We start from the raw sequence: 13,687 nt of genomic DNA on the forward strand, positions 1-13,687 counted from the left end.
GGATGAGCCAATCTCTCATACAGGATCAACCCCGAATGAGCGGTAAACGGCAGAGGCTGACGAAGCCGGAGTTATTGGCGCCGGCAGGAAGTTTGGAAAAGTTGAAATTTGCCGTCCACTATGGCGCGGATGCCGTATATATCGGAGGCCAGAAATACGGGCTGCGGTCTAACGCGGATAATTTCAGTTTCGAGGAAATGCGCGAAGGCGTGCAATTCGCCGCGAAGTACGGCGCCAAAGTATTCGTCGCGACGAATATTTACGCGCATCAAGAGGATTTAGACGGCGTGGAGGAATATCTCAAACAGCTTGAGGACGCGGGAATCGCGGCTATCATAGCTGCGGATCCTGCCATCGTGGAAACCGCGCAGCGGGTGGCTCCTAAACTCGAGGTACATCTCAGCACCCAGCAATCGACGATGAATTGGCAAGCCGTGCAATTCTGGAAAGAAGAAGGCTTGCCTCGCGTCGTGCTTGCCCGGGAAACGACGATGGAAGAAATTCGCGAGATGAAATCACGCGTGGATATTGAACTCGAGGTATTCATCCACGGCGCGATGTGCTCTTCCGTCTCGGGCCGTTGCGTTCTCTCCAATCATTTTACGGATCGCGACTCCAATCGCGGCGGCTGCTGCCAATCTTGCCGATGGAAATACGATCTGCACGCGGATGAGCAATCCGTTATGGAACCGGGGCAAAACCCTTTCACGATGAGCTCCAAGGACTTGTGCATGATCCAGCATATTCCCGATCTAATCGAAGCTGGAGTAGATAGCTTTAAGATCGAGGGCAGGATGAAGAGCATCCATTACGTGGCATCGGTCGTAAATGTGTACAGACAAGCTATCGATGCTTATATGGCGGATCCGGAAGGTTATCAGCTACGACCCGAGTGGGTAGAAGACATCGGAAAAGCAGCCAACAGGCCGCTCAATACCGGCTTCTTCTATGCGGTACCCGGGGCGGAGGAGCATATCTACGAAGCGGAAGAAAAGCCTGCTCCTTATGATTTTGCCGCTATCGTGACGGACTATGACGAGACGACTGGAATTGCGACCGTTCAACAACGCAGTCCTTTCCGCCCAGGCATGCAAGTGGAGTTCTTCGGGCCGGGGGGCAGACAGTTCGTTCAGCAACTAGGAGAAATAACGGATGCGGCAGGTAATCCCCTTGAGGCAGCGCGGCATCCGCTGCAAAAAGTTCTCGTAAAAACGGATCACCCCGTTTCTCCGTTGGACTTAATGCGTAAGCGTCTGTCCTAATGTTTTTCGTTCAACAAAAGAAATTATGAAAAAGACTTGTCGAAATCTCTCGAATAAGTAATACTTGGCACCCAAGGAGCCGATATATACTTAAGGGACATTTTGGCAAGTCTTTTTTACTGCCGCTAGTCAGTGGTCACTACATAGGTTGGAGGGTTATAACAGATGAATAAGTCGTGGCGTGAGAAGTTGGGAACAGAAGGTTTGAAGAAAGCAACAAAAAGTGTAAGCGGTTTATCTAAGCGAGTCGGTGACCAGTTCAAGGGGACGAAGATCGAGAATCCGATACGCTCTGTAGGCATGAAGTTGTTTTTGCTGATTTTTTGCAGCATATTAGCTTGCGTCCTATCGCTAGGTTGGTTTTCGTATTCTAAGTCCAGTTCGATCATACAGAAGAAGGTAGCCGACTCCAGCAGCCAGACCGCACAGCAGACCGCGGGAAAAATAGCGTTGCTCCTCGACGGTTACGAACGTCAATCCTTGCAATTCATAACGGACAGCACTTTTGTTAGTTTGTTAAGCGCGTTAGCGATTACGAATGATGATTACGAGGTCTTCGACACGGCACGTCAGCTAACGGAAAAGCTAAGCAGCATAGCCATGGCCGATTCCAGCTATGAATCTATCTCGCTAATCCCCGTGAATAACGATGGGCAATTCATGACGACGGGCAGCTCGATCGTCAAGGAAGGCCTCATGGATTTGCCTTTCCTGAAAGTCATCGAAGAAGCGAACGGCAAAGCGGTATGGAATCCAACCATGGCTGCCGGTCTTGACGGTAGCCGGAGTACCCCTACTTTTTCATTGGGAAGAATGTTGAACCAAGGAAAACCCTATTACTTGATTCTTGAAATCAAATCTAAAATCTTGGAAGAACAGATGAAAACGGTAAACTTCGGAGAGGGAAGTTCAGCCTATATCGTTGCTACTGACGGCACGACAGTTTACGGACCGGATATTAAAGAATTCGGTTCCAAGTACAAATATGAGCTTCCTGGCGAAGAAGGTTCCGCAACGATAAGCGTGGATGGAACCAAGACGTTGTCCTCGGCAGGGGTAATGGAAACGAACCAATGGAAGTTGATCGGTAACATCCCCGTTTCCGCTCTCGTTAAAGATGCTAAGGCGATCAGCAACCTGACTTGGTTGATGTCGTTAATAGCCGCGCTAATCGCCGGGGGAATCGGTCTTATCGTGATGTTGTCGGTCGGCAAGCCGCTCGCCCAATTGAGGACGCTGATGAACGAAGGGGAAAGAGGAAATCTGACCGTTCGTTCCACTATCCGCAAAAAAGACGAAATCGGCCAAGTGTCGGATAGCTTCAACCGGATGATGGAAGAGATCACCGGTCTCGTTCGCCAGACGAACCTCTCGGCTCAAGAAGTGTTGGATACGGCGTCTTCGTTGACCGAATCCTCTCGCAAAACGGCCGGAGCCGCCAAGGAGATTGCCGTCGCAACCGAAGAAATCGCGAACGGCGCGACCAACCTTGCGGTCGAATCGGAGAAGGGCACGGATCTGACGATACAGATCGGCGCCCAAGTCCAATCCGTTATCGATTCCAATGTCGAGATGGGCCAATCGGCTAATGAAGTCGAAGAAGCCGGTCGCAAAGGTACGATCTACATGGGAAGCTTAATCGAGAAGACTGGCCAAACGGAAGAAATGACTCGCTCCATGGTAGAGAAAGTCGATAAGCTTAAAGAGAGCACGCGTTCAATCCGTAAGATCTTGGACGTACTAGGCAATATGACAAAACAGACGAATATCTTGTCATTGAATGCCACGATCGAGGCCGCCAGGGCGGGCGCTGCCGGCAAAGGTTTCATGGTCGTAGCCGACGAAATACGCAAGCTAGCCGATCAGTCGCGCGAATCAATCGGCGTCGTGGGCGGTATCGTAGAGAAGATCCAACACGAGATTGACGAGACGGTAACCGTTTTGTCGGACGCGTATCCGATCTTCCAGGAGCAGATCGATTCCGTTCGCGAAGCGAATCAGATCTTCATTACCGTTCAGGATAACATGGGCAGCTTCGTAGATCGATTAGAGTCGGCAACCGATTCGGTTCGCCATCTGGAGGACGCGCAATCGACATTATCGCTCGCGATGAGCAATGTCAGCGCCGTTGCCCAGGAAGCATCCGCAACCTCCGAGCAAGTCGCATCGCTCAGCAACGAGCAATTGAACATCAGCGATGGATTAGTTCAATTGTCCAATCGCCTGGAAGCCGTATCCGGCCAGCTGCGCGAATCGCTGAGCAGATTTACAGTAGCATAATAGAATACCGACTAGACAGGCAGGGAAAATCCTTGCCTGTTTTTTATCTTTTCCGCAAATTGGAAATAATAGAGGAAAGCCGGAGAAGAGAAGGGAATATTCATGAAACGGGATTGGGCGATGAGAGGATTTCATTTGCTGCTGTTATTCGCTGTTATATTCGGAATTGAAGGGGCTAAATTGGCTTGGCTGCAATTCGGCTTCGGCGGATCGCATACGGCTAGCGGCTCGTTGAAGATGAGCGCCATGCTTCAGCGTTCCGATTCTCTTGTGTTGGATACCGGTCGCGGACAATTCATGGATCGCAAGGGACGGTTGTTGACGGGCGGCACGGTGCAAAGCTTGGCGGCATTTCCCGATAACGGGATGCCAAGAGGCACGGAGCAGGATGTACGGCTATTGGCGGATAGCCTTGATGTGGAACCGAAGAAATTGGAGCATTGGTTAGCGCAACTGCGAGAGCCTGAAGCATGGAAAGGAAACCATTCCGCGCGTGCGCTAGGTCTAACCAAGGATCAAATCCTGATTGCGAAACAAACCGATCTGCTCGGCGTGGCGGTGCTTCCTTTCCTGAACCGTTATCCTGCGGAGGTTACTCCTCTTCATGCGATAGGTTATCTCTCTCAGCATCCCGATCAAGTACGCAAGGTTTATGGGGAGCAAGTGTCACACCATCATATGAGCATAACCAATCCGATCGGGGGGGCGGGTTTGGAGAAGTCGATGGATCGTTTACTGCAGGGAATAGCCCCTACCACGGTAAAGCAAGTTACCGATGCGGCTAGACGCCCGCTGGAAGGTCTGGGGCTTCGCGTAACCGCTCCCGACAATCCCCATTTCCCTTTGCAAGTGACGACAACACTGGACTTGGACCTGCAACGCGTCGTAGAGAATGTAATGGAGAAATACGGAATCAAGAAAGGAGCGGCTGTCATACTGGACGCGGCTAATGCGGATATCTTGGCCATGGTGTCGCTTCCTAAGCTGGATCCTTATCATATAGGAGCGACTGGGACGGACGAACGCAATCATGCGCTTGTTGCGGCTCCTCCGGGATCCGTGTTTAAAACGGTGACGTTAGCCGCTGCTCTAGAGTCGGGCGTGACGACTTGGCATGAAATTTTCCATTGCGACGGTCACTATGGTAAGTACGGTTTGAAATGCTGGAAGGAAGGAGGGCACGGCAATCTGACTTTGGAGCAGGCTTATGCCGAATCGTGCAACGTTGCATTCGCTGGATTGGCGGAGCGAATGGACCCGGCTTGGCTGCAGATCACGGCGGAAAAAATGGGGCTTGGCAGGCAAATCGGCTGGCATACGGAAAGCTTCGTCGACGGTAAGCCGATAAGGTTGCTGGGCGAGGAACAATCAGGGTCGATCTTCTCGAGCAAGGAAGCAGCCAAGGATGGAGGGGTAAGAACCGGTACGGGCATTGGACAACGGGATGTACGAGCAACTCCTCTGCAGTTAGCTAATATGGCCGTTACGATCTTGCATAGCGGACACGTATTCGCGCCTCGTCTCGTGAAAGAGATTCGTTATGCGGATGGCACAATATTAGCTTCGATGCGGAATCAATCCGCGAAATCCAAATACGGTCAGATCGAACCGCAGACGGCAAAAAGGCTAAGGCAAAGCATGCGGTCCGTCGTGACGGAAGGAACGGCGGCGAACGCTCTGAATGGAGCGGCTTGGCCTCTTGCGGGGAAGTCCGGAACGGCCGAGCTTGCGGGCAAGCAAAAAGCCCGTAACGACCAATGGTTCGTCGGTTACGGGCCTGCAGAGGAAAAACCGCGTTACGCCGTCGCCGTGCTGATCGAGGATCAACCGGCCGGATTGCGCAACCGCGGGGCGACATTATTCGGAGCGATTATGGACGGTCTTCGCCTTCAGGAATTAAAGAGTCGGCGGGCTGCGGAGCAAAAGGCGCAACGGTGAACTCCTCGTGCGGAAAACGTATCCACTTGTGAAAGTAGCCTTGATCGTATAACGCCTTGAGCAGGATCATCAAGATCGGGGCCAAGATGAGACCCGTAACGCCGAACAGCGATAACGAGACCATCATGAAGGCTAACATCGTGAAGGCGGAGACGCCGACCGTCTGTCCCGTGATGCGGGGCTCAAGAAACTGCCTCGTAAGCGTGACGACGACAAGCAAGACCGTCAGCCAAATCGCTAAATTCGTCTCTCCCGTTATGAACAAGTAGGCAACCCATGGGATGAACAACGTATTGACTCCCAGAAGCGGAAGAACATCTAAGATACCCGCCAGTAAAGCAATGGAGAAAGCGTTGTTTACCCGCAGTGCCAAGAGAGAAATGAAGATAACGATAAACGTAATGCTAATGAGCTTGCCTTGAGCTTTTAGATACGCGCCGATACCCTTAAACACGTTGTTTCGCAGAAACTCGAAAGCAACCTTGAAAGTCTTCGGGGAACGTTCCTTGCTGAGCTTTTTCCAAGTATCGATCTCTAAGCTTAAGAAGTAGGCGAGTATGATGGCAATCGAGAAATTCAATACGAACGACGAAAAGGAAGACAGGAATCCGACCATCCATTTAAGGAAGAGGACAGCCCAATTTGCTCCTAGGTCGGTAACGAACGCGGTTGCTTTGGTAAGCTTATCCGCAAGCTCGACAGGCAATCCTTGAATCTGTCCTTGCAAGTTCCCCGAGATATTGGCGATTTGCTCTTTCAGGAGCTCTTGGTATTGCGGAAGATCCTTAATCAGTTGTTGGATCTGCACGGTGAAAATATAACCGATCCCGATAAACGAAGCGAGAATGACCAGAGTGAACAATAACACGCTTATGCCGGACGCGATAGATTTACGCAATCCCCAACGATTGAGCAACCTGGCCAGAGGTTCGATAATCCAGAACACGAGAAAAGACAAGAAAACGGGAGTCGCGAGGTTATACAAGTAGCTGAACACGTACATCGTAAGCCAAACGGTCAGCGCGATCAAGCCAATGTCGAACGCGGTCCGCCAATACTTCTGATACAAAGAAAACATTTTTATACCCACCCTTTTCCGCGCGCCGAGAGCACGTCCATTCCATTTATTGCTTATTGTACACGATATCAAAAAAGATGCCTATAACCATGCCTATTTTGCGGACGTATATGATAAAATAAGAGACGGGCACAAACCGCGCGCAAGATAAATATGGCAATCAAGATGGTGGGGAAGGCATGGAACTCATCCTTTGGATCGGTTTTTATTTTTTGACTTTTTATGCATTTTTACCGGCTTTAATCAGCCGGATTTTTGGTTTTAGGGTGTTTATGCGAGGTCAATCGGCGAACGAAGTCTCCCTGACGTTCGATGACGGCCCCGACCCGGTCTATACGCCGAAGCTGTTGGATCTGCTCAAACGGTATGGAGCGAAGGCAACCTTCTTCGTAGTCGGCGAGAACGCGGAGAAGAATCCCGATCTCATCGCGCGGATTCATAAGGAAGGTCATATTATAGGTATCCATAATTATGTCCACCATACAAATTGGTTCATGCGTCCGCGAACCGTTAAACGGCAGATCCATAGGACCTCGGATGTCATTAAAAGAATCACGGGCGCGAGGCCGATGTATTATCGTCCGCCATGGGGGATCGTAAACGTATTCGATTACGCGAATCTCGGGTACTTGCAGATCGTGTTATGGACATCCTTGTTCGGGGACTGGCGCAAGCGGGTAGGCGCTGACAAGCTTTACAAGCGAATGAGGCAAAAGCTTAAACCCGGACAAGTATTCTTGCTTCATGATTGCGGAATTACCTTCGGCGCCGACCGTGACGCTCCGGCCCATACGATCTCGGCGTTGGAACGTATTCTGGACGATGGACGCGATATGGGATACCGCTTCGTCGGGATCGATGAAATGATTGCGATCACGGAAGAAGCGAAGAACGGAAAGAACGGCCGCCGGAAGGCTGCGAGGAGAACAAGCATGAATAGAAGCGATTCCGCAACCGAGATCAGCCACTCTATCGGGCCACTCAAGAAAGCGATCGTCAGTCTCTGGATGCTGTGGGAGAAAATATTTCACGTCCTGTTCAGGCTGCACCCCGTAGGGGACGGCAAGTTCTTTAATTACCGGATTAGGCGTTATTCGGGACCGCCGATCGACTTGCGCGGAGAACAAACTTTACGTTCCGGCGATCACATCATGGAAATCCATTTCGAGAACAAAATGCTGTTCGATCTCGGAATGAATTCCAAATCGACGCTGCAAATCGGCATCCGAATTATTCGGGAAATGGAGAGGGCTTTGCCGAATATGGCAAGAGAGCTCGCAACGGCACTTAACGGGGAGAAGGTTAAGGCACTCTATGGCGTATCGATGATACACAGGGGATCCGAATCGCTTGGATACCAGAATTTCGATTTGCCCCGCGGGCTTTTCTCGTGGATGACGAACGTCTACTTGCGTATTCTCATGCGCGTCATTCATCCGGCCGGCAATCAACGGGTTCGCGACAAGGGCGACTCTATGAATCCTCGAATGCTCCTTATGACCCGGGATATCTTGTTGACTTGGGCAGACGAGTCGAGGGTAAAGAGAAGACCTGACCGGGCTCGTAAGTCTGTGGAGACGCAAGAAGTAGCGGCAGCCGAGTTTGAGGAAGGTACGATAGGCAAGCTCGTGTGAACAGTTTGAATCGCATTACGCACGGAATAGAAAAAAGAAGCTGCTCAAAAGTGGATAACTTTTGAGCAGCTTCTTTTTGGATTCAAAGAGATTTCACGATTTCAAGATACATTCTATTTAATCGCCCTTATGATTGGAAAACCTACGTCAACGGGAAGCATAGCAGCACGGTGAAAACCTGCCGCTACTCGGTCCCTACCTCGCTGCTTGCGCGGGCTTAACGGCAAAATCTGCCGCTATGCGGTCCCTGCCTCGCTGCTTGCGCGGGCTTAACGGCAAAACCTGCCGCGGGCTTTTTACATCTTCATGACTCCGCCCTTGCTGGCATTGGTGACCATCGCGGAATAACGGGCGAGGTAACCGCGCTTGATCTTAGGTTCGAAGCCCTTCCACTCGGAGCGGCGACGGTCCAATTCCTCGTCGCTGACTTCAAGCGTGATGGTGCGGTTGTTCATGTCGAGCTCGATGATGTCTCCGTCCTCTACGAACGCGATCGGACCGCCTTCCGCAGCTTCGGGAGAGATGTGGCCGATAGCGATTCCGCGCGATGCTCCGGAAAAACGTCCGTCGGTAATCAGGCCCACTTTCGTGCCTAGACCCATACCTACGATCTGCGAAGTAGGGGCGAGCATCTCCGGCATGCCGGGGCCGCCTTTCGGTCCTTCGTAACGGATGACGACGACATGGCCTTCTTTAACCTTGCCTTCCGTAAGGCCTTGAAGAACCTCGTCTTGAGAGTCGAAGCAGATAGCCGGACCGCGGTGGTAACCGCCAACCGACTTGTCTACGGCTCCGACTTTGATGATCGAACCGCCCGGAGCCAGGTTGCCGAACAGGACGGAAAGACCGCCTTCTTTGGAATGCGGGTCATCGATCGGACGAATAACCGAATGATCCGTTATCTCGGCGCCTTCGACGTTCTCGCGAAGCGTCTTGGCGGATACGGTCAGCACGTCGCCGTTTAGCGCGCCTTCTTTCTTGAACAACTCGTTGATGATCGCGCTCACGCCGCCCGCGTTGTGCAGGTCTTCGATATGGTGATCGGAAGCGGGAGCTAACTTGGACAGATAAGGGACGCGTTTGGCAACTTCGTTGATGCGCTCGATCGGGTAATCGATCCCTGCTTCATGAGCCAGCGCTAACGTATGCAGAACGGTATTGGTGGAACCGCCCATCGCCATATCGAGAGCAAAAGCGTTATCGATCGAAGCGAGCGTCACGATGTCGCGCGGTTTGATGTCTTTCTTTACCAGCTCCATGAGCTGGGCCGCGGACTTCCTTACGAACTCGCGGCGCTCGGGAGCGACGGCAAGAATCGTGCCGTTGCCCGGCAAGGCGAGACCCAGAACTTCGGCTAGGCAGTTCATGGAATTCGCCGTGAACATACCGGAGCAGGAGCCGCAGGTAGGGCAGCCGTATTGTTCAAGCTCGGTCAAGCTTTTCTCGTCGATCTTGCCGGTCATGAAGGCGCCAACGCCTTCGAAGACCGAAGTCAGGGAGATTGCCTTGCCATCGCTCGTGCGGCCTGCTTTCATAGGTCCGCCGCTGACGAATAGGGTTGGGATGTTAACGCGCAACGCGGCCATCATCATCCCCGGAGTGATTTTGTCGCAGTTCGGAATACATACCATGCCGTCGAACCAGTGGGCGTTAACCATCGTTTCGACGGAGTCCGCGATGATTTCGCGGCTGGCTAACGAGTAACGCATGCCGATATGGCCCATCGCGATGCCGTCGTCTACGCCGATCGTATTGAATTCAAAAGGAACGCCGCCGGCTTCGCGGATCGCATCCTTGACGATTTTACCGAATTCTTGCAAATGGATGTGCCCTGGAACGATATCGATATAAGAATTGCAGACTGCGATTAACGGTTTGCCGAAATCCTCTTCCTTAACGCCGGCCGCGCGCAGCAAGCTGCGGTGCGGAGCACGGTCGAAGCCTTTGGTGATCATGTCTGAACGCATTTTTTTGTTAGCCAACTCTGTTCCCTCGCTCTCGGATAAACGAAATGTATTATCCTTGATTTTATCACACTAAAGGACGAGTTGACTAGAAAAGGCTCATATAATAAAGACTGGCATTAGCAGGGGGTTGAAGGGGGTGAATCGAGACTGCATATGTTAAGTGTGCGTTAGTTGTAGGTTGTCTCGGGTGAACAATCGACAATAATATTTTGGTTAATGTAATAAAACATCACATATAAGATTTACTTTCAGATAGGGGTTTCCTATAATGAAAGGAAAGTTCAGGAAGGGGATGCGGCATGAATCTAACGGAACGCGAGAAGGAGAAGCTGCTGATTACGGTCGCGGCCGACTTAGCCCATAGGAGATTGGCTCGCGGAGTAAAGCTTAATTATCCGGAGTGCATCGCGCTGATCACGTCCGCAATTATGGAAGGCGCTAGGGACGGGAAATCGGTTGCGGAGATGATGGCATACGGAACGACGCTGCTCACTAGGGATCAAGTAATGGAGGGCGTTCCCGAAATGATCCACGAAGTCCAAGTGGAGGCGACCTTCCCCGATGGGACGAAGCTGGTCACGGTTCATCAACCGATCGCATAAATCCATCGATCGTATAAATTCAACTATGGACAAAGGAGACTTCGAATATGATTCCGGGAGAAGTAAGGGCTAAATCAGGCGAACTAGAGTTAAATGCGGGAAGGCGCACGATCGAGCTGATCGTGAACAACGTAGGCGACCGTCCGGTGCAGGTCGGCTCGCATTTTCATTTTTTCGAGGTCAACCGCTCGCTTGTTTTCCATAGGGAATCGGCATTCGGAATGAGATTGAACATACCTGCGGGTACGGCCGTACGATTCGAGCCCGGCGAAGAAAAGCCGATTATGCTAGTCGAGCTAGGAGGCGCCAAACTCGCTTACGGACTGAACGGAATATCGAACGGGGATGCTTCGGGCGAGATGAGTCCGGAGATAGCGGAACGGTTAAAGGCTTGGAATGCCCTGAAGTAATCGGCGCGTTACATAGATGGAGGAACGGCTAACGGGAGGGATAAACGATCATGCGAATGGAACGTCAAAGCTATGCGAATATGTTCGGCCCGACGACCGGAGATGCGGTTAGGCTGGCCGATACGGGGCTGTGGGCGGTGATCGAACGGGATCACACCGTTTACGGAGATGAGTGTAAATTCGGCGGAGGCAAGGTCATCCGTGACGGCATGGGCCAATCGAGCCGCGCGGTGAGAAGCGAGGGCGTTCTGGATACGCTGATCACGAATGCCGTGGTGATCGATCATTGGGGAATCGTGAAGGGCGACATCGGGATCAAGGATGGCGTTATCGTCGGCATCGGCAAGGCAGGCAATCCGGACATTATGGACGGCGTTGATGCGAATATGGTCGTCGGAGCCAGCACGGAAGTTATTGCCGGCGAAGGAAAGATCGTGACGGCGGGCGGCATCGATACCCATATCCATTATATTTGCCCGCAACAGATCGAGACCGCGCTGGCTTCCGGGGTTACGACGATGATCGGCGGAGGTACGGGGCCGGCGACGGGAACGAACGCGACAACCTGCACCCCGGGAGCATGGCACTTAAGGCGCATGCTGGAGGCTGCGGAAGCTTTCCCGATGAATCTCGGATTTCTTGGAAAAGGGAATGCTTCTTCCCTGCAGCCACTCGTCGAACAGATCGAAGCGGGAGCCATCGGCCTGAAGCTGCACGAGGATTGGGGCACGACCCCTGCGGCGATCGATGCTTGCCTTTCCGCGGCGGATCAATACGACGTTCAGGTGGCGATCCATACGGACACGTTGAACGAAGCGGGATTCGTCGAGGACACGCTAAGGGCGATCGGCGGCAGAACCATCCACACCTACCATACCGAAGGAGCCGGCGGCGGTCACGCACCGGACATTATCAAGGCGGCGGGGGAACCGAATATCATCCCTTCGTCCACGAACCCTACCCGTCCTTTTACGGTGAATACGATCGAAGAGCACTTGGATATGCTGATGGTTTGCCACCATTTGGACAGCAGCATCCCGGAGGACGTCGCTTTCGCGGATTCCCGCATTCGTCCGGAGACGATTGCGGCAGAGGACATTCTGCACGACTTGGGAGCGTTCAGCATTATCAGCTCCGATTCGCAGGCGATGGGCCGAATTGGTGAAGTCATCACCCGCACTTGGCAAACCGCGGATAAGATGAAAATGCAAAGAGGACCTCTTGCCGGCGACGATGAGGGTGGTCAAGGAGACAACGAGCGGATTAAGCGTTACGTGTCCAAATATACGATTAACCCGGCCATCGCCCACGGCATTTCCCATCTCGTCGGATCCCTGGAGCCTGGCAAATGGGCAGACGTGGTCCTGTGGAGTCCGGCTTTTTTCGGAGTCAAGCCGGATATGATTCTGAAGGGCGGAAGTATCGCTTACGCGCAGATGGGGGATCCGAACGCGTCCATCCCTACGCCTCAGCCGGTATTCGGCAGACCGATGTTCGCATCATACGGGAAGTCCCTTTTCCAAAGCTCGATCACCTTCGTCTCTCAGGCTGCTTTCGACCGGGGAATCGCCGAGGAGCTCGGCTTGCAGAAGCGGGTCGAGCCAGTCGTTAATTGCCGCAACATCGGCAAGAAGGACATGATTCGCAACGACGCAACGCCAACGATAGAAGTAGATCCGGATACTTACAAGGTATCGGTAGACGGCGAATTGGCCATATGCGAGCCGGTTTCCGTCGTTCCGATGGCCCAAAGGTATTTCTTGTTCTAACAGGAGGATGAAGAGAGGAGGCAGATCGGAAGTGTCGTTAGAGGGCGAAGTTTCAACGAACCCAGGCACATGGCTCTCCCTGCAACTGCTCCTTGATTCCGCGCTGCCCATCGGCAGCTTCGCTCATTCTTTCGGATTGGAGTCGCTTGTGCAGGATGGTCGAATCCATGACGGAGCGGGATTGCGATCCTACATGGAAGCCATGCTTCGTCACAGCTGGGCGACTAGCGATGTCATGATCGTTAAGGCAATTTACGGCAGTGCGCTGGATAATAATGATTACTCGTATTTCATCGAGAAACTAGTTCATCTACAGAGGCTTGCGCCGGAAACGCGGGATGGTCTGGAGAAAATCGGCAGAAGACTGCTCAAGCTCGCTCCGGAACTATTTCCTTACCTTTCGTTCAGCAAGCTGCAAGAAGACGTCCGCGGCGGCCGTTGTTACGGAAGTTACCCTCTTATCTACGGAATCATCTGCCGCGAGCTTGGCATTCCGCTTGACCGCGCCGCGGAAGGTTACTTGTATACGACGGTAGCGACTTGCGTGAACGCCGCGCTGCGATTGATTTCGATGGGCCAGACGGAGGCGCAACGCATGACGGCATCTCTCTTCCCTGCCGTCGTTGAGTCATGGGCCGCCGTTCGCGAGATGGATCCGTCGGAAGCTTACAGCGGAATGCCGCTGGCGGAGCTGGCGATGATCCGTCACGAGACGTTATATTCCCGACTGTTCATGTCATGAGTTAA

The 13,687-nt window shown here is 52.6% G+C and carries 10 protein-coding genes; 8 read left to right on the plus strand and 2 right to left on the minus strand.

Translation table 11 applies throughout. The features are described from left to right. The first annotated feature begins 2 nt into the window (after positions 1-2). The 3 genes from E2980_RS00565 to E2980_RS00575 all read left to right on the plus strand — a co-directional run bounded on the left by E2980_RS00565 (position 3) and on the right by E2980_RS00575 (position 5,480). Complete coding sequence (locus tag E2980_RS00565) at positions 3-1,262, plus strand: peptidase U32 family protein (RefSeq protein ID WP_135150177.1); 1,260 nt, start codon at positions 3-5, stop codon at positions 1,260-1,262. A 165-nt stretch (positions 1,263-1,427) separates the two neighbouring features. Then, the gene (locus E2980_RS00570) at positions 1,428-3,542 is read left to right on the plus strand and encodes a methyl-accepting chemotaxis protein (RefSeq protein ID WP_135150178.1); all 2,115 of its coding nucleotides are present in this window, start codon (positions 1,428-1,430) and stop codon (positions 3,540-3,542) included. A gap of 102 nt (positions 3,543-3,644) precedes the next feature. Next, positions 3,645-5,480 (plus strand): peptidoglycan D,D-transpeptidase FtsI family protein, encoded by a 1,836-nt coding sequence (locus tag E2980_RS00575; protein ID WP_135150179.1) that lies wholly within the window; start codon positions 3,645-3,647, stop codon positions 5,478-5,480. Here E2980_RS00575 and E2980_RS00580 read toward each other — a convergent pair. After that, on the minus strand, positions 5,413-6,558 hold the full coding sequence (locus tag E2980_RS00580) for an AI-2E family transporter (protein WP_135150180.1): 1,146 nt from the start codon (positions 6,556-6,558) through the stop codon (positions 5,413-5,415). The two genes, E2980_RS00575 and E2980_RS00580, sit on opposite strands and share 68 nt — an antisense overlap. Positions 6,559-6,737: 179 nt before the next feature. Between E2980_RS00580 and E2980_RS00585 the strand changes: the two genes are divergently transcribed. Then, positions 6,738-8,192, plus strand: coding sequence for a polysaccharide deacetylase family protein (locus E2980_RS00585; RefSeq protein ID WP_135150181.1), 1,455 nt, complete (start codon positions 6,738-6,740; stop codon positions 8,190-8,192). A gap of 296 nt (positions 8,193-8,488) precedes the next feature. On the opposite strand, the gene ilvD is transcribed toward E2980_RS00585, so the two are convergent. Continuing rightward, positions 8,489-10,159 (minus strand): dihydroxy-acid dehydratase, encoded by a 1,671-nt coding sequence (gene ilvD, locus E2980_RS00590; protein ID WP_135150437.1) that lies wholly within the window; start codon positions 10,157-10,159, stop codon positions 8,489-8,491. 299 nt (positions 10,160-10,458) lie between these two features. On the opposite strand from ilvD, the gene E2980_RS00595 reads away from it, so the two are divergent. From E2980_RS00595 to E2980_RS00610, 4 genes are read left to right on the plus strand one after another with little or no spacing between them, the layout of a single operon-like run. Then, complete coding sequence (locus E2980_RS00595) at positions 10,459-10,761, plus strand: urease subunit gamma (RefSeq protein WP_135150182.1); 303 nt, start codon at positions 10,459-10,461, stop codon at positions 10,759-10,761. A 47-nt stretch (positions 10,762-10,808) separates the two neighbouring features. After that, complete coding sequence (locus tag E2980_RS00600) at positions 10,809-11,171, plus strand: urease subunit beta (RefSeq protein ID WP_135150183.1); 363 nt, start codon at positions 10,809-10,811, stop codon at positions 11,169-11,171. A gap of 56 nt (positions 11,172-11,227) precedes the next feature. Continuing rightward, on the plus strand, positions 11,228-12,940 hold the full coding sequence (ureC, locus tag E2980_RS00605; protein ID WP_420808597.1) for an urease subunit alpha: 1,713 nt from the start codon (positions 11,228-11,230) through the stop codon (positions 12,938-12,940). A 7-nt stretch (positions 12,941-12,947) separates the two neighbouring features. Continuing rightward, complete coding sequence (locus tag E2980_RS00610) at positions 12,948-13,682, plus strand: urease accessory protein UreF (protein ID WP_135150185.1); 735 nt, start codon at positions 12,948-12,950, stop codon at positions 13,680-13,682. The last annotated feature ends 5 nt before the right edge of the window (positions 13,683-13,687 follow it).

The organism is Cohnella luojiensis (assembly GCF_004564235.1).
GTDB classification, from domain to species: Bacteria; Bacillota; Bacilli; order Paenibacillales; family Paenibacillaceae; genus Cohnella; species Cohnella luojiensis.